This window comes from Algoriphagus yeomjeoni (genome assembly GCF_049821175.1).
GTDB lineage: Bacteria > Bacteroidota > Bacteroidia > Cytophagales > Cyclobacteriaceae > Algoriphagus > Algoriphagus yeomjeoni_A.
On sequence record NZ_CP187512.1, the window covers coordinates 1,669,547 to 1,695,679 of the forward strand.

9 protein-coding genes are annotated in these 26,133 nt (G+C 43.4%); 5 read left to right on the forward strand and 4 right to left on the reverse strand.

The window, feature by feature from the left end; genetic code table 11:
• Positions 1–437 precede the first annotated feature (437 nt).
• Both ACPUEN_RS06630 and ACPUEN_RS06635 read right to left on the reverse strand, forming a co-directional pair.
• On the reverse strand, positions 438–1,451 hold the full coding sequence (locus ACPUEN_RS06630; RefSeq protein ID WP_425639321.1) for a DUF1566 domain-containing protein: 1,014 nt from the start codon (positions 1,449–1,451) through the stop codon (positions 438–440).
• A gap of 439 nt (positions 1,452–1,890) precedes the next feature.
• Positions 1,891–12,207: an MBG domain-containing protein gene (locus ACPUEN_RS06635; RefSeq protein ID WP_425639322.1), complete on the reverse strand. Its 10,317-nt coding sequence runs from the start codon at positions 12,205–12,207 to the stop codon at positions 1,891–1,893.
• A gap of 544 nt (positions 12,208–12,751) precedes the next feature.
• Between ACPUEN_RS06635 and ACPUEN_RS06640 the strand changes: the two genes are divergently transcribed.
• Together ACPUEN_RS06640 and ACPUEN_RS06645 are read left to right on the forward strand one after the other, a co-directional pair.
• Positions 12,752–13,291 (forward strand): GNAT family N-acetyltransferase, encoded by a 540-nt coding sequence (locus ACPUEN_RS06640; RefSeq protein ID WP_425639323.1) that lies wholly within the window; start codon positions 12,752–12,754, stop codon positions 13,289–13,291.
• A 70-nt stretch (positions 13,292–13,361) separates the two neighbouring features.
• The gene (locus tag ACPUEN_RS06645) at positions 13,362–14,915 is read left to right on the forward strand and encodes a glycoside hydrolase family 99-like domain-containing protein (protein WP_425639324.1); all 1,554 of its coding nucleotides are present in this window, start codon (positions 13,362–13,364) and stop codon (positions 14,913–14,915) included.
• Positions 14,916–14,919: 4 nt separating this feature from the next.
• Here ACPUEN_RS06645 and ACPUEN_RS06650 read toward each other — a convergent pair whose 3' ends face one another.
• Both ACPUEN_RS06650 and ACPUEN_RS06655 read right to left on the reverse strand, forming a co-directional pair.
• Positions 14,920–20,262 (reverse strand): CHAT domain-containing protein, encoded by a 5,343-nt coding sequence (locus tag ACPUEN_RS06650; RefSeq protein ID WP_425639325.1) that lies wholly within the window; start codon positions 20,260–20,262, stop codon positions 14,920–14,922.
• A 396-nt stretch (positions 20,263–20,658) separates the two neighbouring features.
• Entirely contained in the window at positions 20,659–23,901 is a 3,243-nt protein-coding gene (locus ACPUEN_RS06655) for a S41 family peptidase (RefSeq protein ID WP_425639326.1), read from the reverse strand.
• Between the two features lie 343 nt (positions 23,902–24,244).
• Between ACPUEN_RS06655 and ACPUEN_RS06660 the strand changes: the two genes are divergently transcribed.
• The 3 genes from ACPUEN_RS06660 to ACPUEN_RS06670 all read left to right on the forward strand — a co-directional run bounded on the left by ACPUEN_RS06660 (position 24,245) and on the right by ACPUEN_RS06670 (position 26,002).
• Complete coding sequence (locus tag ACPUEN_RS06660) at positions 24,245–24,916, forward strand: CAP domain-containing protein (protein ID WP_425639327.1); 672 nt, start codon at positions 24,245–24,247, stop codon at positions 24,914–24,916.
• Positions 24,917–25,053: 137 nt separating this feature from the next.
• Entirely contained in the window at positions 25,054–25,560 is a 507-nt protein-coding gene (locus tag ACPUEN_RS06665; protein ID WP_425639328.1) for a hypothetical protein, read from the forward strand.
• 40 nt (positions 25,561–25,600) lie between these two features.
• A complete protein-coding gene (locus ACPUEN_RS06670; RefSeq protein ID WP_425639329.1) occupies positions 25,601–26,002 on the forward strand; it encodes a hypothetical protein in 402 nt (133 codons plus the stop codon).
• Positions 26,003–26,133 lie beyond the last annotated feature (131 nt).

Below are 26,133 nucleotides of genomic sequence, written 5' to 3' on the forward strand. Positions count from 1 at the left end.
ATTTTTTAATTTATCTAATCGGAAGAGAAAAGTTATTTAGCTTAAAAAGCTATTGTTATGGTGGATTTAACGCTTCTTGATTGTCTGCCAATTTTCTGAAAATCAGTGAAAAATAATAATGAAGTAGGACGAACAATGGATATTAATATCCCAATGCTAGGTTTTATTTTCCCAATCAAAATTGCTCAGGACATATAAATATCTCGCATAAAAACGGATTATAGATTAATCCAAAATTTTGCTTACAGTTTCTACAAGCATTAAGATGACCCTTTTAAAACTCACCTTTCAATAAAAAAACTGGTAGGGACTTTATTCCCTGCCAGTTTTCAAAAAACAACGACTTAATCGACTTCCTGCCCTCCGAGAGGCGGGCGCTCAGTACAAGTCGCGGCAATTTTTAAATTGTTAATCCCGAGCGATCGGAAGATAAATAGTTAAAAAGCCCGAACCGCACGAACTCTATGCGTGAGTTGCTTATTGAGGCTGAACTGGTTGCCATTGCTGAAATACTGTTTCCAAGCGGAGCTGCTAATGTACTCGCTGGAACTCGAATAGAAGGCACTAGCAAAACCGCCAATTGCCACTCTATTCTGATATAGTTTGTTTAACTCGTCTTTGCTGGGTAAATACCAATCGTCAAATCCACCTAAAACTAAATCATCACATATCCTAGCGGCGATTCCTGCTTCTGCACAACCACTCACTATAGCGTTGGTATTAGCTGCACCTGAACCTATTGCTATGCTTGTACCACCAATCGAAGTTCCAAAACAGCCCCATGCGGTTCCCTCACTTTGGTCGCTTGGAGCAGCTATTAGGCCGTGGGTTTCACCTGCCACATATCCTGGGTCACCTTCCTGTAAGATATAGGCAATAATACCGCCCTGATATTCCATACCTATCTCCAATGATACTTCTTCACAAACAGGGATTAAGGAATAGCTTTCGCTGAAGGTGATTGGCTCACCCAATGCCTCTTGTACTATGCTAAACGTCACTTCCTCACCTCCGGACCAGCCGTCAGCAAGGGGCATTGTATGACTGACCGTGCTGCCTGAGCTCACCTCTGTATATTCCGCTTCATCGCCTTCAATATCAATCGTAATGGTGGCCTTTGCATTTGCAGGTCCGGTAGTGATGGCATAGGTCACTTCCACCACAAATTCCGTTTCGGTGTTGTAAGCAGAGTAGCTGACCGATTTTGTGTTTTTACCAACGGTCAGGCTAGCCATATCGGAAACAGGATAGTAATCTTCACTTCCCGGTTCAATACAACCATCGGTACTGGAAGCAGTTGATGTAATCCTCATATTTAGCAAGTCGCTATCACTATTCTTAACAAGAAGTTCGGTGCTGTTTTCCAGGTCGGGTTGCATGTCGTTCATACTTTCCGTGCCACAGGAGGCTAAGAATAATATGGCTAATAATGGCGCTAATAGCTTTTTCATGGTCTTTGAATTGAGGTTAGAAAATGATGTAAAGAGGCTGTCTCAAAAGTTTATCTACTGTCAGCCTGAGCGGAGTCGAAGGCAGTTCCTGTTGAATCAGAGCATATTTCCATTTCGAGACTCTCGTCTCTCAATTGCTCAATGTGACATTCATAACTTGTGAGATGGCCTCATCATTTTATAAGCTACTAAAACCAGTTTTCCAGACCCGCTGACTTAGGACGAACTGAAGGAATTGCTTTCCAAACAATAGGGATTACTTTTCGGGGATGGTTTTTTTGTGAAAATTCAACTAGTAGCCACACTATTTTTATCGAGCTAAAGAATATCCTATTTGGTTAGATCACTTATCGTACCTACCTGATTTCCACTTCAAAATCCATAAAAAAGCCTCTCCTATTTTACCAGGAGAGGCTTTCAGCTTTAAGAGTTAGACCCTTTACTTTTTGATTAATCGTTTGTTCATTACAAGTTTGCCGGTTTTCAACTGAACTGTATATAAGCCAGGACTTAGATGATCAATAGTGATTTGATGTTTAGAAATTCCGTTTTGAACGCTCTCATCTTCAAATACCAATCGTCCCACGGCATCATAGATTCTGATTCCCACATTCATGCTTTGTTCCAATTCAACCTCAATCGTAACAGCAGATTCTGCTGGGTTAGGGAACATAGTGAAGTCGCCGAATCTAGGTTCTCTTGTCAGTTCTATAGATCGCTCTATCGTCTGCCCTGCTCTATCAGTACTGAATACCCTTAGTATTGAATTGGATGGGATGGCATCTCCCTTCCAAACAATTGACTTGCCTACTAACTCAAAGTCAGATTGCTCTGCTATCGTGTAAGTATGCTGATCATCTGCAGGATCAATGGTGCTCAAATCACCGATCACCGTACCTGCATTGATATTTCTAAGGAGAATAGAATTGCTCAGTATAATATCAGTTGCCAAAGGCTTGTCTGCTACAAGTACATTCACAGTAATTGGTTCATCAAGTGCAAACCATTCGTTTTCCTGCACATTAACTTTCAATTCATAGAACCCAGCTGCAAGTGGATTATAGGATTCAGTATTGATAGTCAACTTGATACCTTTCCCATCGAACCAATTAGCACTCATACTAGCAATCTTCTTCTCTATTACTTCAGTTGGCGTGTTCCAAGGAACGGAGATCAAATCAGTTACTATTCGCTTGTTGCCTTTGCCATTTGGTTTATGGATCACGATAGAACCACCTCCGAGCATTGTAGCAAGGTCGGAGCTTTCTGAAACATCTTTTTGATTATCATAAATTACATCCGAAGGGTTTCCTTTAGTCCAAACCTTAATTCTGAACTTATCAACAGTATTACCAAGGAGGTTACCATCAATTGCTATTAATCTGAACTCATAGCTACCAGTTCCATTGATCGTTCCTTCACCAGTATAAGTTGCCTTAGCGCCAGAGATTACCAGAGACATGCTATGGTGTGCGGAACTTGAGAAGTGAAGATCACCAGCTTTGAACTGGAAGTTAGTGTTACCATCAACTTCATTGGTATTGTTTTTACCAGTTTTATACTTTGCATTGAATCCAAAATTTGCTTTTCCAGTTGCGGTAGGATACAGTTTAGAAGCTCCTAATGGCGAATCAATCCAACCACCACCGGTTACAAATCCTCCTGCAGGGTCGTAAACTGGAAGGAATACTTCTTCTGATTCTGAGCAGCCGCCTGCTTGGGCTGTCACAGCATAAAGATCTGCAGCTAATTTCCCTAGATCGAAGGTCGCTATACCATTTTCTGATGTTGCTGTATATGAAACAGCTCCTACATTCAGGGTAACAAGGACATCCGAAAGATTTGTGGATCCATCTGTAACACCAATAGTAATTGTTACAAGTTCATTGATGCTTCGTGGATTTTGAGCATTGGTAATATCAAGAGTCACAGCATTAACTGTTAGTGTTCCAGGGACATAAGTAAAGTTATAATTACTACTTAAAGCCAATGTACCCTGGTTAATAGAATAATTACTCGCTCCCTCGCCTGTTGCTCTTACTAATTCCCCTGTAAATCCATCACCAGTCACCAAAGCCCCAGAGGTAATTTGGTATGTAAGTGGAGGATCGACTTGACCACAATATTTAAATAGGTTATCAGCAGTTATCGTGATCGCTCGTTGCGTGATACTAAAGTCATCCCCTACAAAGGTCTCATCGTAGTTGCTGCCATAGGTATAGTCGTTCTGACTGATGGCATAAGAACCTACATCCTCGCCTGCCACTCTTGCCAATGTTCCTGTTGCAACATCAGCTCCCTGGATTACTCCTGAGGTTACTGTAGCGGTGAACGGTAACGGATCTGCATCGCCATAAATCTTCGTCTGGCCTGCGTCCACCGTGATCGTGATCGCTCGTTGCGTGATACTAAAGTCATCCCCTACAAAGGTCTCATCGTAGTTGCTGCCATAGGTATAGTCGTTCTGACTGATGGCATAAGAACCTACATCCTCGCCTGCCACTCTTGCCAATGTTCCTGTTGCAACATCAGCTCCCTGGATTACTCCTGAGGTTACTGTAGCGGTGAACGGTAACGGATCTGCATCGCCATAAATCTTCGTCTGGCCTGCGTCCACCGTGATCGTGATCGCTCGTTGCGTGATACTAAAGTCATCCCCTACAAAGGTCTCATCGTAGTTGCTGCCATAGGTATAGTCGTTCTGACTGATGGCATAAGAACCTACATCCTCGCCTGCCACTCTTGCCAATGTTCCTGTTGCAACATCAGCTCCCTGGATTACTCCTGAGGTTACTGTAGCGGTGAACGGTAACGGATCTGCATCGCCATAAATCTTCGTCTGGCCTGCGTCCACCGTGATCGTGATCGCTCGTTGCGTGATACTAAAGTCATCCCCTACAAAGGTCTCATCGTAGTTGCTGCCATAGGTATAGTCGTTCTGACTGATGGCATAAGAACCTACATCCTCGCCTGCCACTCTTGCCAATGTTCCTGTTGCAACATCAGCTCCCTGGATTACTCCTGAGGTTACTGTAGCGGTGAACGGTAACGGATCTGCATCGCCATAAATCTTCGTCTGGCCTGCGTCCACCGTGATCGTGATCGCTCGTTGCGTGATACTAAAGTCATCCCCTACAAAGGTCTCATCGTAGTTGCTGCCATAGGTATAGTCGTTCTGACTGATGGCATAAGAACCTACATCCTCGCCTGCCACTCTTGCCAATGTTCCTGTTGCAACATCAGCTCCCTGGATTACTCCTGAGGTTACTGTAGCGGTGAACGGTAACGGATCTGCATCGCCATAAATCTTCGTCTGGCCTGCGTCCACCGTGATCGTGATCGCTCGTTGCGTGATACTAAAGTCATCCCCTACAAAGGTCTCATCGTAGTTGCTGCCATAGGTATAGTCGTTCTGACTGATGGCATAAGAACCTACATCCTCGCCTGCCACTCTTGCCAATGTTCCTGTTGCAACATCAGCTCCCTGGATTACTCCTGAGGTTACTGTAGCGGTGAACGGTAACGGATCTGCATCGCCATAAATCTTCGTCTGGCCTGCGTCCACCGTGATCGTGATCGCTCGTTGCGTGATACTAAAGTCATCCCCTACAAAGGTCTCATCGTAGTTGCTGCCATAGGTATAGTCGTTCTGACTGATGGCATAAGAACCTACATCCTCGCCTGCCACTCTTGCCAATGTTCCTGTTGCAACATCAGCTCCCTGGATTACTCCTGAGGTTACTGTAGCGGTGAACGGTAACGGATCTGCATCGCCATAAATCTTCGTCTGGCCTGCGTCCACCGTGATCGTGATCGCTCGTTGCGTGATACTAAAGTCATCCCCTACAAAGGTCTCATCGTAGTTGCTGCCATAGGTATAGTCGTTCTGACTGATGGCATAAGAACCTACATCCTCGCCTGCCACTCTTGCCAATGTTCCTGTTGCAACATCAGCTCCCTGGATTACTCCTGAGGTTACTGTAGCGGTGAACGGTAACGGATCTGCATCGCCATAAATCTTCGTCTGGCCTGCGTCCACCGTGATCGTGATCGCTCGTTGCGTGATACTAAAGTCATCCCCTACAAAGGTCTCATCGTAGTTGCTGCCATAGGTATAGTCGTTCTGACTGATGGCATAAGAACCTACATCCTCGCCTGCCACTCTTGCCAATGTTCCTGTTGCAACATCAGCTCCCTGGATTACTCCTGAGGTTACTGTAGCGGTGAACGGTAACGGATCTGCATCGCCATAAATCTTCGTCTGGCCTGCGTCCACCGTGATCGTGATCGCTCGTTGCGTGATACTAAAGTCATCCCCTACAAAGGTCTCATCGTAGTTGCTGCCATAGGTATAGTCGTTCTGACTGATGGCATAAGAACCTACATCCTCGCCTGCCACTCTTGCCAATGTTCCTGTTGCAACATCAGCTCCCTGGATTACTCCTGAGGTTACTGTAGCGGTGAACGGTAACGGATCTGCATCGCCATAAATCTTCGTCTGGCCTGCGTCCACCGTGATCGTGATCGCTCGTTGCGTGATACTAAAGTCATCCCCTACAAAGGTCTCATCGTAGTTGCTGCCATAGGTATAGTCGTTCTGACTGATGGCATAAGAACCTACATCCTCGCCTGCCACTCTTGCCAATGTTCCTGTTGCAACATCAGCTCCCTGGATTACTCCTGAGGTTACTGTAGCGGTGAACGGTAACGGATCTGCATCGCCATAAATCTTCGTCTGGCCTGCGTCCACCGTGATCGTGATCGCTCGTTGCGTGATACTAAAGTCATCCCCTACAAAGGTCTCATCGTAGTTGCTGCCATAGGTATAGTCGTTCTGACTGATGGCATAAGAACCTACATCCTCGCCTGCCACTCTTGCCAATGTTCCTGTTGCAACATCAGCTCCCTGGATTACTCCTGAGGTTACTGTAGCGGTGAACGGTAACGGATCTGCATCGCCATAAATCTTCGTCTGGCCTGCGTCCACCGTGATCGTGATCGCTCGTTGCGTGATACTAAAGTCATCCCCTACAAAGGTCTCATCGTAGTTGCTGCCATAGGTATAGTCGTTCTGACTGATGGCATAAGAACCTACATCCTCGCCTGCCACTCTTGCCAATGTTCCTGTTGCAACATCAGCTCCCTGGATTACTCCTGAGGTTACTGTAGCGGTGAACGGTAACGGATCTGCATCGCCATAAATCTTCGTCTGGCCTGCGTCCACCGTGATCGTGATCGCTCGTTGCGTGATACTAAAGTCATCCCCTACAAAGGTCTCATCGTAGTTGCTGCCATAGGTATAGTCGTTCTGACTGATGGCATAAGAACCTACATCCTCGCCTGCCACTCTTGCCAATGTTCCTGTTGCAACATCAGCTCCCTGGATTACTCCTGAGGTTACTGTAGCGGTGAACGGTAACGGATCTGCATCGCCATAAATCTTCGTCTGGCCTGCGTCCACCGTGATCGTGATCGCTCGTTGCGTGATACTAAAGTCATCCCCTACAAAGGTCTCATCGTAGTTGCTGCCATAGGTATAGTCGTTCTGACTGATGGCATAAGAACCTACATCCTCGCCTGCCACTCTTGCCAATGTTCCTGTTGCAACATCAGCTCCCTGGATTACTCCTGAGGTTACTGTAGCGGTGAACGGTAACGGATCTGCATCGCCATAAATCTTCGTCTGGCCTGCGTCCACCGTGATCGTGATCGCTCGTTGCGTGATACTAAAGTCATCCCCTACAAAGGTCTCATCGTAGTTGCTGCCATAGGTATAGTCGTTCTGACTGATGGCATAAGAACCTACATCCTCGCCTGCCACTCTTGCCAATGTTCCTGTTGCAACATCAGCTCCCTGGATTACTCCTGAGGTTACTGTAGCGGTGAACGGTAACGGATCTGCATCGCCATAAATCTTCGTCTGGCCTGCGTCCACCGTGATCGTGATCGCTCGTTGCGTGATACTAAAGTCATCCCCTACAAAGGTCTCATCGTAGTTGCTGCCATAGGTATAGTCGTTCTGACTGATGGCATAAGAACCTACATCCTCGCCTGCCACTCTTGCCAATGTTCCTGTTGCAACATCAGCTCCCTGGATTACTCCTGAGGTTACTGTAGCGGTGAACGGTAACGGATCTGCATCGCCATAAATCTTCGTCTGGCCTGCGTCCACCGTGATCGTGATCGCTCGTTGCGTGATACTAAAGTCATCCCCTACAAAGGTCTCATCGTAGTTGCTGCCATAGGTATAGTCGTTCTGACTGATGGCATAAGAACCTACATCCTCGCCTGCCACTCTTGCCAATGTTCCTGTTGCAACATCAGCTCCCTGGATTACTCCTGAGGTTACTGTAGCGGTGAACGGTAACGGATCTGCATCGCCATAAATCTTCGTCTGGCCTGCGTCCACCGTGATCGTGATCGCTCGTTGCGTGATACTAAAGTCATCCCCTACAAAGGTCTCATCGTAGTTGCTGCCATAGGTATAGTCGTTCTGACTGATGGCATAAGAACCTACATCCTCGCCTGCCACTCTTGCCAATGTTCCTGTTGCAACATCAGCTCCCTGGATTACTCCTGAGGTTACTGTAGCGGTGAACGGTAACGGATCTGCATCGCCATAAATCTTCGTCTGGCCTGCGTCCACCGTGATCGTGATCGCTCGTTGCGTGATACTAAAGTCATCCCCTACAAAGGTCTCATCGTAGTTGCTGCCATAGGTATAGTCGTTCTGACTGATGGCATAAGAACCTACATCCTCGCCTGCCACTCTTGCCAATGTTCCTGTTGCAACATCAGCTCCCTGGATTACTCCTGAGGTTACTGTAGCGGTGAACGGTAACGGATCTGCATCGCCATAAATCTTCGTCTGGCCTGCGTCCACCGTGATCGTGATCGCTCGTTGCGTGATACTAAAGTCATCCCCTACAAAGGTCTCATCGTAGTTGCTGCCATAGGTATAGTCGTTCTGACTGATGGCATAAGAACCTACATCCTCGCCTGCCACTCTTGCCAATGTTCCTGTTGCAACATCAGCTCCCTGGATTACTCCTGAGGTTACTGTAGCGGTGAACGGTAACGGATCTGCATCGCCATAAATCTTCGTCTGGCCTGCGTCCACCGTGATCGTGATCGCTCGTTGCGTGATACTAAAGTCATCCCCTACAAAGGTCTCATCGTAGTTGCTGCCATAGGTATAGTCGTTCTGACTGATGGCATAAGAACCTACATCCTCGCCTGCCACTCTTGCCAATGTTCCTGTTGCAACATCAGCTCCCTGGATTACTCCTGAGGTTACTGTAGCGGTGAACGGTAACGGATCTGCATCGCCATAAATCTTCGTCTGGCCTGCGTCCACCGTGATCGTGATCGCTCGTTGCGTGATACTAAAGTCATCCCCTACAAAGGTCTCATCGTAGTTGCTGCCATAGGTATAGTCGTTCTGACTGATGGCATAAGAACCTACATCCTCGCCTGCCACTCTTGCCAATGTTCCTGTTGCAACATCAGCTCCCTGGATTACTCCTGAGGTTACTGTAGCGGTGAACGGTAACGGATCTGCATCGCCATAAATCTTCGTCTGGCCTGCGTCCACCGTGATCGTGATCGCTCGTTGCGTGATACTAAAGTCATCCCCTACAAAGGTCTCATCGTAGTTGCTGCCATAGGTATAGTCGTTCTGACTGATGGCATAAGAACCTACATCCTCGCCTGCCACTCTTGCCAATGTTCCTGTTGCAACATCAGCTCCCTGGATTACTCCTGAGGTTACTGTAGCGGTGAACGGTAACGGATCTGCATCGCCATAAATCTTCGTCTGGCCTGCGTCCACCGTGATCGTGATCGCTCGTTGCGTGATACTAAAGTCATCCCCTACAAAGGTCTCATCGTAGTTGCTGCCATAGGTATAGTCGTTCTGACTGATGGCATAAGAACCTACATCCTCGCCTGCCACTCTTGCCAATGTTCCTGTTGCAACATCAGCTCCCTGGATTACTCCTGAGGTTACTGTAGCGGTGAACGGTAACGGATCTGCATCGCCATAAATCTTCGTCTGGCCTGCGTCCACCGTGATCGTGATCGCTCGTTGCGTGATACTAAAGTCATCCCCTACAAAGGTCTCATCGTAGTTGCTGCCATAGGTATAGTCGTTCTGACTGATGGCATAAGAACCTACATCCTCGCCTGCCACTCTTGCCAATGTTCCTGTTGCAACATCAGCTCCCTGGATTACTCCTGAGGTTACTGTAGCGGTGAACGGTAACGGATCTGCATCGCCATAAATCTTCGTCTGGCCTGCGTCCACCGTGATCGTGATCGCTCGTTGCGTGATACTAAAGTCATCCCCTACAAAGGTCTCATCGTAGTTGCTGCCATAGGTATAGTCGTTCTGACTGATGGCATAAGAACCTACATCCTCGCCTGCCACTCTTGCCAATGTTCCTGTTGCAACATCAGCTCCCTGGATTACTCCTGAGGTTACTGTAGCGGTGAACGGTAACGGATCTGCATCGCCATAAATCTTCGTCTGGCCTGCGTCCACCGTGATCGTGATCGCTCGTTGCGTGATACTAAAGTCATCCCCTACAAAGGTCTCATCGTAGTTGCTGCCATAGGTATAGTCGTTCTGACTGATGGCATAAGAACCTACATCCTCGCCTGCCACTCTTGCCAATGTTCCTGTTGCAACATCAGCTCCCTGGATTACTCCTGAGGTTACTGTAGCGGTGAACGGTAACGGATCTGCATCGCCATAAATCTTCGTCTGGCCTGCGTCCACCGTGATCGTGATCGCTCGTTGCGTGATACTAAAGTCATCCCCTACAAAGGTCTCATCGTAGTTGCTGCCATAGGTATAGTCGTTCTGACTGATGGCATAAGAACCTACATCCTCGCCTGCCACTCTTGCCAATGTTCCTGTTGCAACATCAGCTCCCTGGATTACTCCTGAGGTTACTGTAGCGGTGAACGGTAACGGATCTGCATCGCCATAAATCTTCGTCTGGCCTGCGTCCACCGTGATCGTGATCGCTCGTTGCGTGATACTAAAGTCATCCCCTACAAAGGTCTCATCGTAGTTGCTGCCATAGGTATAGTCGTTCTGACTGATGGCATAAGAACCTACATCCTCGCCTGCCACTCTTGCCAATGTTCCTGTTGCAACATCAGCTCCCTGGATTACTCCTGAGGTTACTGTAGCGGTGAACGGTAACGGATCTGCATCGCCATAAATCTTCGTCTGGCCTGCGTCCACCGTGATCGTGATCGCTCGTTGCGTGATACTAAAGTCAGCACCGGGATTGGTAATCGTGTAGTTAGCCAGTTTGCTGTTTGGATCTACCAACGTAGCAGTGATCTGGTATGGTCCTCCCGCAACTGTTTCTCCTGTTGCTCTTGTATAAGTAGCAGTGATATTGTCTCCAGCAAGGAAGTCACCTGAACCTGTGGTCAACGGACTTGGGTCCGCCTCTCCATAGATTTTGCTGTTTACATCCGTTGTCCACGTAGCTGCACGCTTGGAAATCGTTCCCGTAGTGGCCAAATCAGCCATGCTGTAATTCGCAGCCAGCCCACCATTAGTTCCATCAGCAAGACTATATGATATGGTAGTTGCTTTTCCTACACCTGCATTTGCATCGGCATAGTTACTTGCAGATGGTGTAATTAATAATGTTTCTGTTCCAATAAGGCCCGATACAGTCCCTAAAGAAACTGTGCCTGTAATAGGTGAACCATTATACACTTTAGAGGCTACAGTAGAAGTAGCGGTCAAAGGCTTCTTATTCACCGTCAACCCTACCGCACTACTAGTCACAGTTCCACATGAACCAGTAATTACCACTCGATACGTACGTCCACTGAAACTAACACCAGGAGATGGAACAGTATAACTTGATGAATTTATCCCAACATTATTCCAAGTTCCAGGTGCAAGCGCAGTATTATATTGCCACTGGTAACTTAAGCCATCCCCAGTTGCTGTTACTGAAAAAGTAGGTTCTGAATCGCCATAGGTAATGGCTTTGGCTGTCGGAGCATCTGAAATGGAAGGTTGTGAACAAACTGAAACATAAATCCCTGTAAATAATTTAGCAGAGTTATTCGGCATACGATACCTTAAATTAGGGCCAGCTACAACATCCCCATCAGCATTTATAGTTGTGCTTGAATAGGTTACCCCACTTACAACCACATCAGGAAAAATAAAATCTATATATTCTTTATTAGATTGAACGAATGTAGAAGGAGTTGCCGGTGGAGTAAAGGATGCCGTATTTGTGTAAGATCCAGTGGGTACGTTTTCTGAAGTGCCCAATCTATATGAAACTGATAAAGATGTCCCAGCTGGAAGTCCAGATGCAGCTACTGTAATGTTTGCATCAGTAAACTCAGTAACAGCAACTCTCCCAGAAATTTGCCCGGTTGCAGTCAGCACAAATGCAACTCCTAAGTGATTGTCTTTAATCAAAAACCCGCTATATGATATATCTCCATTCTCATCAGCAATTGCGAAATAATCATGTGAATTAACACAGGTTTCCGGCTTCGGAGTTTCTTCAAAATGAAAATCAACCCGTTCTCCGGGTTCCCAACCTGAGCCTGTAATGATTACATACTCCCCCGGAGCGTAATCATCCTTATCCGTAGTAACTGTGGCTGTGCCACTTTGGGCAATTGCTGAGAACGCATTCCCGAAAAAAAGCAGGAAGGACAGACTCAGAATTCCAATAATCGAGGAATTGTAGAAATTTTTCATAAGCTATTGTTAAAAAATTCTGTCTAAGCAATCACCAAAAAACTCCTACCCTATATTGCTTAACTAGAATTACAAATTGTTTGCAAGTACATAAGTAATAAAAAATTTTGTATTTCAAAACCACTTTTATGCAATACAAACGTTTTTTATTGCGTTTCATAACAATAGTTACTTCAGAGCTTCGTTTGACAGGTAAAAAACATACCTAAACGATTTTCATAGTAATCTCCCTAACTATTAGGTCAACCAAAATCACCTGATTCACAGATCTTTTAATATGGCAACGATTACTATCGTACTAGTCGGATTGTCTTAAAAAAATTTCGTAAAAAGCAGGAATCAACCTCCGAATTATTCAAGTCAACTTCAGATGCCTTTGAATTGCCTATGTCTTTCAATATTTATTTAGAAATAGCATAGAATTCTCTTCCTTATTATTTTGGCAAGACCGCCTAATTACATTTCTTTGAATAAGAATTATCCCCAAACAAACTCCAATATTTTCAGTTTACGCTAACCTAATCGCCCACCTCCGCCTATTTCAATGATTAAACTATCTGAAGATATTAGCATACAAAAACTCACCCTAGCGGACCAGCCAGAGCTAATTGAATTGATGAGGGAAATCTATATTCCTTCCTACAAACACATTTGGTCTGACACTGGAGAGTGGTACCTTCAACAAATGTATAATCCAGAAGTCTTCCAAAAAGATCTGGAAGATCCAACCAGCCATTATTACTTTTTGCTTTATGATGGATGGAAAATTGGCATTCTAAAGTACAATTATCCAGAATCTCCCGACTTCATAGATTTTCCGGATTCGCTAAAACTTCATAGAATTTATATCAGCAAAGAATATCAGGGAAAAGGAGTTGCAGCTCAAATCATGAAGCGAGTTGAGTCTATTGCCAGAGAAAGAGGCCTAAAATACATGTGGCTGGAAGTAATGGACACCCAATTACAAGCCCAAACATTCTATAGAAAGATGGGCTTTGAATGGCTTTTTACCTACCACCTTGATTACAAAAAGCTCCTCCCTAAATACAGGGGTATCCAGATTTTAAGGAAAACATTGACCTGATTTTGAAATTAACGCCCCTGATCCAGTTTTAAATTCTAGGGAGAATGAGTTATTTTTAAAAAAAGCAACTATGCTAAAATCTGCTCTCTACTCTCTCCTGGCTATCATTATTGTTTCCTTAGTTATTTTTTTAGCGAAAGAAAACACAGAAGTTCCCCAGAGCCAATTAGCAAGTTTCGCCAGCTTCACCAAGCAAGCAAGAGTTGCTGAAGATGATGAAAAAGTAGGCGTCTTTTTCATGCCTTCGTGGAACACCTCGCCTGATCCAGCTTCAGATAGGGATAGTTTCTGGTCATGTCTTACCGGAAGAGGGGATTGTTCAAGTTTACAAAATCCAAGTATTTGGGGGCCAAAAGGAAGGATTTACAATGAAAACTATCCCTACGAAGGCCCTTATTTAGATAGAAAACCAATCAAGGAATTAAAAGGCTTTTACAAAAGAGATGATCCGGAAGTCATCAAAAAACAGCTGGAATACATGAAAAGCTACGGAATTGACTTTTTTGCATACGACTGGTTTTTTGGAAGGAACTATTATTACCACTTGGACTTTGGCCCCCAATCAAAAATCTATTATCCAAAAGGCTGGAAAAAGGACCCAGCAAATGCCGGACGTGTAGCCGTGCCTGGATTGGTAGAATGGGGAGATCAGCTCAAAGTAATGCTGGAAGTAAATGAAAGCTTGCCAGCCGAAAAGCAAATGAAATGGGCACTGAACTGGTGTGATGACAGTGACGAGCGCTGGATGGCGTGGCTCAACGTAGGATCTCCAGATGAAATGGCGAGGAAGGCAAACTATCCAGGGGAAAAGCCTGATAAGGAATTGTATTTGAAAGTTCATGAGAAAATCACCCAACTCTGGGTAGATCAATACTTTGGTAGAGGTGATTATTTGAAAGAAAAAGATGGTCGCCCAATCGTTTATTTCTATTTCCCACAAGACGCTGAGGCTAGAGCTGCTTTTTATGGTTTGAAACTGAAAGATCTTTTGGACCTATCTCAGAAAATTGCCAAAAAAGCCGGTTTACCTGGGATTAAATTTATTGCTGTCATGGCGGGACCTATGCTTGAAAATGAGCGGATTTACGGACTTCCTACCCAGTGGAAAGCCAACAATCCTCAGAAACCTTGGGAAGGTGGTACTTATCAGAAAAAGCAATTGCTCCAGGAATATGTCCCTAGATTGAAAAGCATGGGTTTTGAAGGAATGACGGCTTATGTGTACCACAATTTCATGAACAAGGACAACAAATCCTTTGATGACATGCGAGAGACTTACAAAGGGCATTGGAACATGTGGAGTGAGAAATTCAAAAACGACCCTAACTTCGAATACCAAGTCCCAACAGCCATGGGCTGGGATATGCGACCTGCCGGTGGTACTTGGCCACAACCTTCTGGATTCCCAAGTGAGCCTCAAAAAGATCGTGTTCACAGTGATAAAAATTCCTTCACTGCCATGCTTAAAGATGCTCAGCAAACTTCAAAAAAATATCGCTCCAGCAACGGAAACACAGTGATGGTTTGTTGCTGGAACGAATATTTGGAAGGTAACTACATAGAACCTACTGAAGGTCATGGATTTGATTACCTAGAGGCAATTCAATCAGTTTTTGGTAATTAAGGTGCTAAAGCGCTTCTTCTAGCTTTTTAATAATTTCATAGAAATCAGCCTTCATTTTATCTTCAGATTTTATCTTTTCCAAAACCGAGCTAATTATTTCAAAATGCTCTAATTCAGCCATTTTCTGACCTTTGTTGCCCGCAAGCTTCCATAGCTTCAGGTATTCATTAATTATATCTTCTTTTTTAGCATCGGAAATTCCCAAAATAAAATGAGTCAACATGATATTAACAAAATGAGCCATTTTCCAGAAATCATCTGACTTTGCTTCACTTGCTTTTAATTCATCATAGATTTTTTGAATTGCCTTTCTAGCATCCAAGTCAATATTCCTAAGTCCACTTTTCTCCTGCAGCAAAAGATGGAGACGTGTAAGTGTTAGCCAATTAGTCAGTGGATAAGCATCAGTATAATTTGAATACTTACTTGCATGCTTATATGCTTCTATTGATTCGGACATGGCCTTCATTAATTCATCGACTGAGGCATCCCTGAGAATATGCATTTTTCGTTTATGTGCACTTCCAATCAAACTCCATCGCTCAGCACTTTCCCCAAAATGCTTGGCCAAGCCCCCTAGATCCTCAATGACTTTATCAATCATATTCAACGCTTCTTTTTGCCCGATCTTCTTCAAGCCAAATTGCTGAAGCGCAAGCTTTGCAAGTGTATTACAATACCGCTCAAAACTCTTGATGGTAAATGAGGATTTCTTGGATTTTAATAGCTTTTCATAACAATTACATGATTTCTCATATTCCTGTAAGCCTGCATAAATAGTGGCAGATAGCTCATGAATTCTATCATTGAGCATATTCCTGCTTTGCATTTTTTCAAAGATAGAATCCAGTCTATTAAGCACTCCATTAGGATTATACTCATTAGCATCCATTGACTCCAGCGTATTCTGAAGCTCAATTTCTACTTCCTCACAAACCAGCAGTTCATCGTCGCTATTTCTCCAAACTCCTTCCTCTGAAAGCTTATAAAATGGGTCTCCGTAACATTGAAAAGCACCCCAAGTATTTGTTCTGCGACCATAATCCTGATAAATCACCTTCCTTGCCCGCTTTACTGCCTCTCCAAATCCCAGTCCTTCAAACATATTTTCATAGAACTGTTTAGAGAATTCCAATGCAGCTGCGTCATCCACTGCCCAGCCTGCTACGATTACTGCTCGAGCTCCATTGTTGATTAGCTGGGTACCAATATTTGCAGCAAATTTATTCCTATACTGACTTCTTTCTTCCGAACCCCTATCCATCAATCCTAGGTAGCAGCAATTCACAAAAACCAATTCAGCCGAAGAACTCATTCCTGCAACTTGAGCAGGAGTCAAAAAAGTATCATTGCCAATGACCATTCCAGTAGCGCGATTGGGACCATGTTCGAATACTCCGTGTCCAGCGAGATGAATGATTTTATGGTTTTTGGAAAAAAGCTTCAGGATAATATCAGATGCATTGCTACTAATCAAACTCTGGACCTGATAATCGTTTTTCTTGAGAATGTTTACAACAGCTTCTGCTTCACGTTTGGCTCCTGGAAGCTGTGACATAAACTTTTCCAGAACAGGATCTCCGACCACTAGAGCTGATTTTTCGGTGACTCTTGCTATTTTTTTTCGGAATTGCATGGTGGTCAACTGACGAATCATTCCTGTATGCACGCATAGCGGTACCGCATCCACGTCTTCCTGTATCATTTCCCAAGGATATTCTGCAGAAGGCAGATCCAATATCCAAGAGACATTATTTAGTCGCTTCACTTCTTCCTTAAAGTCATATGGAATCAGTAGCTCAAACATAGTTTTGGCTATTTCCGGAGAATATTGATTTTCCAAGGTCATACGCTTGAGCAATACGTCCAAAGTCTTATCGTTTGCTGGCATAAACTCCACCTTTTCACTTGCCCCGTTTGAAGCGATCGACATTCGAATTGCTTCCTCTACTTCATCTCTATCCTTGATTTTCAACTCATGGGAAACACTCACCCGAGTCCACCAGTCCTTTGTATTTTCATAAGGAATCCTCCAGCGTCTGCCTAGTTTGTAATTCAGTCCCTTGTCTTTGAAAGCCACATTAAACTCTTTGCTATCATCCACTTCCAGGCGCTGGATGGTTTTCAGAATAGACAAGGCTTTATCATTGAATATTTCGATAATTTCTACCTCTTCAATGCCTTTTATCTTCCCCTTATATACTGAGTTAATATTTCTATTTGCACGCTGAATACCTAAAATAATCGCCCGAATAGAACTCTCAGTGGACAATCCTCCATAAGCATTTGCAATAGCAATCACTGATATCCCAGTAGTGGCACCACTAGTCCCGTCACTCTGATCATCAGTATTGTCTTTTTTTATGGTTAGGTATCGGGCTACGCCTTTCTCCACAGAATTCATCAAAGCAAATCCCGACAATTCCCCTGGTACACCCAAGCCTATAATCAGACCTCCTTTGAAGGACGATTTTGTGAAATTTTCATTTAGTATAATCTGATTGGTCCCAATTGGACCTGGGTACAAGCCCAATCCGTGCAATCTGGAAAGTTCTCCATCAAGTTGGCGGTCAATCGCATGTTCTGTGGTGAGAATAGCATCAAACTCAAAATGACCAGCCAACACGGGATATTTGGCATATTTCAAATCTCCGTGGCTCACGCTTACCAAAATTGGTTTTTCTTCCTGCCATTTTTCGGTCACCTCCTCTATTCCCAAAATGGTATTCATCAAATTCTCCTCGCTGATATCAAATACCTCAGTTTCGGAAGGAGCAAAATCCTTTTCTTCTCCACGCGTCTTTGGAAGGCTATTTTGAAGTCTTTTTGTGCTTCCAAAAATCAACAAATCTTCAATGGCAGCAAAGAGGTTCCGCTCCTTAGAAAGTCCACCATGTGTCACATTAGCATAGTAAACTTGGTTCTTATCGTGAAAAGGCTTTGGAATCCCTGACATCCAAGTCACACTCTCATCTCCTGCATTCGTGGCATAGAATACCAACTCCCCATCCTCAATATCCAGATTGGAAATAGTGAAGCTTTTCTTGCCGCTTTGCCCTGCGATGTAAGTGATATTCGAATAATCAATCGTATCAATATTGTCTAGAACGACTTTTTGATGCTTACCAAATTCTTCCAGAACTTTGGCAGAAGGAATTGGCCAAGAGTCATCTCCTGAAGCGGCACGCATTCGCTCCCATAAGTTCCTATCGGAGAAATCATGTCTGTTATTGTTGCTGATTGGAAGTAGATTAAGTATGCCAGGGAAATTACAGAACACTTCCAAGAGCTCCTTGGTGGAGTGCCTGATATCGATTTTACCCAATAATTGAATCAAGCTATCTTTTCCAAAAAGCACATAGGGAATGCGGTACGAACCTCCCAGCGGGGAGCCAAGGAATACAGCTCGGAAGCCAATTGAGTTATTGAGCTTTTGCCAGGTATCTTGATGATAAACAATAAAGTCACGGACCAAAACCCCGCCCATGCTATGAGCAACGATTTTAATGGGCTGATTATAGCTTAAAAGTTCCTCGATTTTATTCTTGAAATCTTCAGCGCTTTTCTTCAATGGAATTCTCCAATCAAATTGGAATGTGACTATATCATAGGTCTCTGAGAGTTTATCACCCAAATTACCGTAGGAGGTCTTGATCAAGGAATGAGCGGATAGCCCACTTTTAGAATCAGAATCGTAAGCTAAGCCAGTCAATTCACCCTTCAGGAATCGCCAATAATTAATCCAAAGCAGTTCATCCTTTTCCCCAATATTTGATCCCATGATGCCTGGAATCACAATAGCGATAGGTCGAGATCCTGAAACCTGATCCTTTTTATAAACTCCTATTTCTATCGCACCTCTGTCCTTGTCAACTAATTTCAATTCAAAACTATCCGGAATATCCCCAACTTCAGCAGACAGACCAGAAACCAATGCTTTGACAGTATCGGGATTTGAGAAGTATTTGAAGTGATTGATAACGCCACTCTTCTGAATGTAAACTGCTACATTTCCAGAGGCGCGTCTTGCTCCCCATTTCATACTTTCCGTATCAACCACCAGGTCATTTTTCTTCATAAAGAAGAACTTACCCAAAATCACCACCAGCGTCTTAAAGCTCAAACTCAATTCGCTACTGCCACCCACCACAAATAGTGGAAACTTGATTTCAATGTCAGAGGCCTGATAGTTCATCGCTTTGATGAAAGGAGATTTGGGGTTCATAGCTTCCAAGCCCGGCAAGACATCCACATCATCTTTGCAGGCTACTGCTTCCATGATAAACTCCTTGAATGCTACAAAGATTGGATTGCCCACATGACCAACCGCCAGGCCTAGCAAGTTGAAAGTGACATTCAAGAAGATATTCAGTCGACTAGAGGCGAGTGTAGTACCATTGGCTGGGCTGGCAACACGGACCATAGAACGAATGGTTATTTTTTTTGATTGGAGAATATCTCTGATCTCCTTGATTGTGCTGAGATCAGAGGAGCGCTCATGCTTGTCTAAAAGGGCTTTCTCTATTTTATCAAACCCCTCCGAACTTGTAGAAAATCTCGCTAATAAATCAGCCAATAATCCACCACGGGAATGGCTCAAAAGATCCAATTGGATACCAGACGGAAGGCTCAAAACCAGTTCAAGAATATTCTCAAGAGGACTGGTAGTCAGTGTTCTATGCTGAAAAGCAATCAAATGCTCTTTGCCATATTTCTGAATCAACTTCAGCCACTCATCGGATTCCTTCAGCTCGCCAAAGGAACCAACAGTAGATGATCCAGTACCGTGCAGTAAAAGCAAATGCCGACTTTTCACATCCAGATCAGCCTCTTTTTCCTTATTAAATTTCAGCGGTGTAAGCTCGATTTCGGGAGAGCAGGCAATTAATAAACCATGCCTGACTTTCTTAAAATCCTCACCGGTAAAAGCAAGTTGCTTATCCTCCAGATTTCTAGCCAGCTCCTTTATTTTTGGTTGAATGATTTTCTTTTTCACAAAGACCTTCAGGAGCTTTATTCCTATCTTTTTAAATACTCCTCTATCCTGCTCATCAGACTCCATTTCATCTGGCAAATAGAGCTCATCTCCATCTGCAGAGCGTTTTACTTCTAGCGGAAAAAGAGTTTTGATGGTCTCATTATCCCCCATCCAGACCGTCTCATCCTCAAAATTAAACTCCACAATGTGGTTTTCATCCAATTCGAGAACCTGCTCGGGTACATCCCCGCGTGTTGGACTTTCGATGGTGAAAGCCTGGGCAAATTGGTAGAGTTCGAAGCCGCTATCATCTCCGTTATGAAATGAAGAATGATCCTGTCCTTTCAGCTTGATTTTTAACTTAGCCATAGGTAAAAATTATAAATTTAATGATGATGTATTCTATTAACAATGGAAAGCAATGGATGCTAAACACCTAGCATTTTGCCCGATCAGTAAGCGAGAGATGAGAAAAAATCACACCTGAATTTTCAAAAATCTAATAAAAGTATGACCTGATATAAAGACATAACTTCATCTGAAAACTCTCTACAAATTAAAATTTATTAGCTTAAAAACATCATTAAGACCAAATAATCTGGCACATAGAGGAAAACAAACTATAGAATTTGCAATCAGCTTTATACAATATTCTGCAGGAAACAAATACTAAAACCGGGCTGGGCCCTTCCATTAAAAAACATAAAAAAACTCCTCTCAGAAATTAGTCCAAGGGGAGTTTTTACAACTAGTTAATGAATTAACTTAACGCTTTTCGTAGGCCGGTCTAGCCGGTACTTTAAAGCGTCCATCACTATTCAATAAACGCATCACTTCTTTAATCGCAGCTTCCAATTGCGCATCGGTTCCCTTTGCCAGGCTTTCGAAGTCTTCTAACACTTCAATGTCCGGATCCACTCCATGACCTTCTTTGAACCAAGTACCATCTGGATTGTACATTCTAAAGGTTGGTACAGATACTGAACCACCATCAATCAAGGCAGGTGCGCCTGAGATTCCTATCAATCCTCCCCAAGTCCGGGTACCGATCAATGGGCCGATTTCTCTTTTTCTGAAGTAATCAGGGAAAGCATCTCCGCCGGAGCCTGCAAAACCATTGATCAACATTACTTTGGGTCCAAAGTTACCAGATGGAGGCCAAGCCCAATCTTGTCCATCCCGAACTGCCCAGAATGCCAATGGCTCACGATCCAGCAACTCCACAAACCGATCTGGGATCTGACCGCCGTTATTAAAGCGCTCATCTATGATCATTCCTTCTTTTTCCAGCTGTCCATAGAACTGGCGGAAGAGTTCATTTTGTCCATCAACCCCAGTGCTAGGCACAAAGATGTACCCTATTCTTCCGTCTGTGGCCTCTTCTACTCTCAGCCGAAAGTTATTGATCCATGCCAGATTTCTCAGTCTAGCTTCAGATTCCAGAGGCTCCACCAAAATATTCTTTGCACCGGACATTGAAGCTGAGCTATTGACAGTGAGCTGTACTGTCTTACCAGCTAATCCCTGAAGTGCAGCGTATATCGATTTAGTTGGATCAATTGGCTGACCATTGATAGCCAGTATAAAGTCACCTTCTTTAACTTCCAGACCGGGTTTAAGGAGGGGAGATCTCACTTCTACATCCCAAGGCGCGCCTTGGATTATTTTTTCAATTTTATATGCTCCATTCTCAAGTTTGAAATTGGCTCCTAAATATCCTACAGACATGGATGGTCCAGATTCCAGATCTCCTCCATTATTGTAGGTATGGGAGGCATTCAGTTCAGCGATCAAATCACCTATGATTATATTGACATCCCGCCTTGAGCCAGCTTGGGCAACTAAATCACCGTAGCGCTTGCGCATCTGATTCCAATCGACACCATGCATAGTTGGGTCGTAGAAATAATCACGCTCAAATCTCCAGACATCGTTGAAAATCTGCTTCCATTCTTCAGCAGGCACAACTGTCATATGCATTTCGTTAAGTGGAACTGTTTCTTCCATTTTCTGGCCCGGTGCCGGATCAATTACGGCGATTTTACCCATGGCAAAAACCATCACTTTCTTCCTATCAGCAGAAAGTGTAAATCCTCCTACTCCATCGATCACTGTTTTTGATTCCTTTTCTTCAAAATCATACAACTGTAAACTACTCTGGGAATCGTCGCCAGCCCCTGTATTTGGTGAGCGTACGTATAAAAGTTTTCCTTTAAGAGCTGCCAATGAACCTATATTTCCGGTTGAAATATCAAGCATTTCTATTCGGTTTTCGAAATTCGAAGTCTCGAAATCAACTCCTTTTGGCTCCTCTTCTTTCTTTTCGTCTTTTTCTTTATCATCGGTGTCAAAAGATTCCTCTTCCACTTTGATCTCATCATTTTTAAGCGAATTCAGGGAAGCAATGGATTGATTTAAAGTACCTACCGCTACACCAGAAGTGTTTGCATAGATGAAAGTATTGTCAATATCAGAGTACTGAGGATCAAAATTTCTATTGGTTGTAAAAAAGAGATATTTACCATCCTCGCTAAATGTTGGACTTTGATCTGAATAGAAACCGGAGGTAGCTTGGGAAAGCTTGGAGTTCTTCGTATCATAAACATAAATGGCAGAAGTGGCTCGGTTGATTTTGGATAAACCATAGGCTATATATCTGCTGTCTGGGGACCAACTTACTCCAAAGCCTTGGAGGTTTCCTTCAAACATGTATTTGCCCTGATCGATGATAGAAACCGCCCCTGAAATGGCATCGATTAGCATGACTTCCATGGCTTGGTTGACACTCACTATCTTTTTACTATCGGGTGACCAAAAGAGATTATACCCAAAGCCATCTGTAAATTTAGTCAGTGTTTTAGTCTGAGATTCTGCACCCAGTGTCTTGATGGTCAGCTGATACTCTCCAGTAGCGTCTGACCAGTACGCTATTTTTTTACCATCCGGAGCAATTTCCGGGTATCGCTCAGCTACTCCAGATGTATTAGTAAGATTTGTAACGAAACCTTCTTTTGCAGGCAAATTGAAAATCTCACCACGGGCGTTGGCTATGACGCGATTTCCGTCAGGAGAAAGACTAGCAGCCATCAAGTCAGACCCTACATTCACGATTTTTGGAATCATCGCCTTTTGATCCGAAATAATCTGGATTTCCACACGCTTAGATTGTTCCGAGGCAATATCATATAAATACAAGCTTCCCCCAGCCTCGAATACAATCTCGGTATCGCTGTTGGATGGGAAAGTGATATCAAAGTCCTTAAACTCCGTCAGCTGAGTATTCTGCTTTGTATTCAGATCATATTTCCAAAGGTTATTTCTTTTCTCTGGGCCATTATCAGACATATAAAATACTGCATCTCCCATCCACATAGGCAGTTCATCATTTGCAGCATTATTGGTTATGATCTCTGTTTTGTAGCCAGCTAGGTCGAAAAGCATGATATCCGGTGCAGTACCACCTCTGTACCTTTTCCAGTTTCTATTGACACGACTTTTATCTGTGTAGGCAAATCTTTTTCCGTCAGGAGAATAGGAGGCAAACTCCCCATATGGGACAGGCAGTTTGGTAGGCAGTCCACCCCCAGCAGCAACGGTATAAAACTGAGAAAAGCGCTCCTTGCCACTTTCTCTACCTGAGGTAAAAAGCACTGATTTACCATCGGGAGTCCAGCCTTGAACCATATCTGGCATTCCGTGGTAAGTCAGTCTTTCGGGTATGCCTCCGGATGTTGGCATTACATAAACGTCGTAGTTTCCATTGTAATTTGCAGAAAATGCGATCTGCTTACCATCCGGGGAAAATCTAGGATACATCTCAGGACCAGCTGGAGAAGTGAGTCTTTGTGCTACTCCTCCCTGCTTAGGGACAACCCAAATATCATCACCATAAGTGAAAGTGATTTGGGTCTCAGAGACATCGGGTAATTGCATCAGCCGGGCGTCAGTTTGCGCCTGACTCAAAAAAGGGACTGTCAATATTGACAAGCCTAAGATGAATTTTCTCATAAGTATGTGTCTAGTTGGGTTTAAATGGTGTAGTTAAAATGGCTGTAAAACTCCTAAAGCCCAGGTAATTCACTCTCGTTGTTCGAACGAAGGTTGAATAAATGGCAAGTGTTGATTGAAAAGAATGTACTATACAGAAAAAATAGTACCATCACTTCTAGTGTCAATTTAAGTGATTGATTTAAAGTATACTAAGAAAAAACCTTGAAATAAGGCTGTCTTATAACCGTACATATTTTTTGTTCGATTTCAAACAAATCACTACCTCAGATAAAATATTAGCCTGAATTGTTCGTCTTGAGATAAGATTTATTTACAGAGTATTTTCAAAAAAACAGGCAACTTGAACCTACGATTTCTATCGATTTTACTTCTTCTTATTTCGCATTCCCTGCTTGCACAAACATGGATTCCTTCTGATTACAATCGCTTTACGCCTGAGCAGTTTTTTCGACTAGTGGCTGTAAATCAAACGATCAATTATAAAAAGCTTGACCGTGGACTCCTACAAGCAGCTATGTTTTTTGTCACTAATGAAGAACGAGTAAAGTACGGTTTGAAACCTTTTGAGCATTCTGAAGTGATAGAAAAAGTAGCCTCCGAACATGCCAATGATATGGTGAGTTATAACTTCTATAGCCATGTCAGTCGGGTTTCAGGCAAGAAAACAATTGGAGAACGATTTTCAAGAGAAGGCCTGAAGCGCATGCTTATTGGTGAAAATATCAGTTCAAGTATTGGTCTGCAATATCAAACCGGTAGGCAAATCAATATTCCTCGAAGTGGTGGAATGTACACCTATGCAAATAATAGACGTGAAGTAATATTACCTCATACCTATTTAAGCTACGCCCGGGAAGTAGTGCAACTTTGGATGAATTCCCCTGCACATAGAAAAAGTATACTCAATCCCCACTTCGATCAGTTAGGTTGCGGCTCCCAAGTTTATAACAACAGAGAGTTTTTTAATGTGCCTTATTTGATGGGAGTACAATGCTTCGGAAGTAAAAACTAAACTTATTTTGATAGGTAAACAATTGATTCTCCTTTATGAAAACTCGAGAAAAGGCAACAGCACTTTGTGTTTTCTGAATTTTTGATAGGATTACTTTTCCAATTTCCAGAAATTACATGAAACAAACTTTTGAAATCATGTTAGAACAATTGTTAAATATGGCTGAGGGTCCACTTCAGGAAATGCTCGCTGGAATGGATCAAAATCAACCTGGAAATTCCGCATCTGTGCTTAAAGATTCGATCGCATCCAGTGTACAAAAGCAGGTAGCTTCAGGAGATCTGGGCGCTATTAAGGAGATGTTTTCAGGAAGTGAAACCTCGCCAGGAGCTTCGGTGATCAATAACCTTCAAGGAGATGTTTCTGCAAATTTGATGGATAAACTGGGGATTTCTAAGGAACAAGCTATGAGTATAGCTGCTGCAGCGTTGCCGATGATTATGAATTTCTTTAATAAGCGAGTGAATGATGCTCCGCAGGACAATGGGGACATCATGTCCTCCATTGTTTCCTCACTTCAAGGAGGCAAGGGGAAAGTTGAGGCAGGTGACCTACTTGGTTCACTTATGGGTGGCGGAAAAGGTGGAAATGGAGGAATGGATTTGGGAGGACTAATGGACTTGGGTAAGGGGCTATTTAAATAAAATTAATCCAATTATTAAATACCATCATAGAACCGCAACCATGAACAAAATAAAAATTATTCTAGGCCTAGTACTTCTATTCGTGCTTTCTGCGAATGTAAATGCTCAAATAGTTAAGCCAAAAATAAATCTTCCTGAAATGGACCTTGCCACCCAATTACTGGGAATACTGAACTCCACAGATGGTCTTGGACTTAATTCTGATCAGAAAGATAAGTTGACTAAAAACAATTCCAGCTTTGTTGATCAGCTGATGGAGATCAGCAAAAGCGATACGTCTGATGAGGATAAGAAAGCGGGCTTTCTAAACTTGAAAAACAGCAGAATTAAATTTCTCACTAGCCTTTTAGGAAACGATTTGTTCAAAAAGTATTCAGGACAAATTCTGAAATCTATCAATCCACTAAAAAGTAAACTAGGCCTGGCTGCACTGGCGTTTTAGAAAGAATTACATTTAAATTTAAAAGCCATGGAAATTGATTCCATGGCTTTTTTGGTGAAATACCCCTTCAAATTACTTCGAAGATTTTGTAATTCTTAATCCCAAATTCTAATAAGATTGCCGGTCCGGTT

Excerpts from the sequence above, each read along its gene's own strand:
- ACPUEN_RS06630 (WP_425639321.1), bottom strand. The coding sequence starts at position 1,451 with ATGAAAAAGCTATTAGCGCCATTATTAGCCATATTATTCTTAGCCTCC.
- ACPUEN_RS06635 (WP_425639322.1), bottom strand. The coding sequence starts at position 12,207 with ATGAAAAATTTCTACAATTCCTCGATTATTGGAATTCTGAGTCTGTCC.
- ACPUEN_RS06640 (WP_425639323.1), top strand. The coding sequence starts at position 12,752 with ATGATTAAACTATCTGAAGATATTAGCATACAAAAACTCACCCTAGCG.
- ACPUEN_RS06645 (WP_425639324.1), top strand. The coding sequence starts at position 13,362 with ATGCTAAAATCTGCTCTCTACTCTCTCCTGGCTATCATTATTGTTTCC.
- ACPUEN_RS06650 (WP_425639325.1), bottom strand. The coding sequence starts at position 20,262 with ATGGCTAAGTTAAAAATCAAGCTGAAAGGACAGGATCATTCTTCATTT.
- ACPUEN_RS06655 (WP_425639326.1), bottom strand. The coding sequence starts at position 23,901 with ATGAGAAAATTCATCTTAGGCTTGTCAATATTGACAGTCCCTTTTTTG.
- ACPUEN_RS06665 (WP_425639328.1), top strand. The coding sequence starts at position 25,054 with ATGTTAGAACAATTGTTAAATATGGCTGAGGGTCCACTTCAGGAAATG.
- ACPUEN_RS06670 (WP_425639329.1), top strand. The coding sequence starts at position 25,601 with ATGAACAAAATAAAAATTATTCTAGGCCTAGTACTTCTATTCGTGCTT.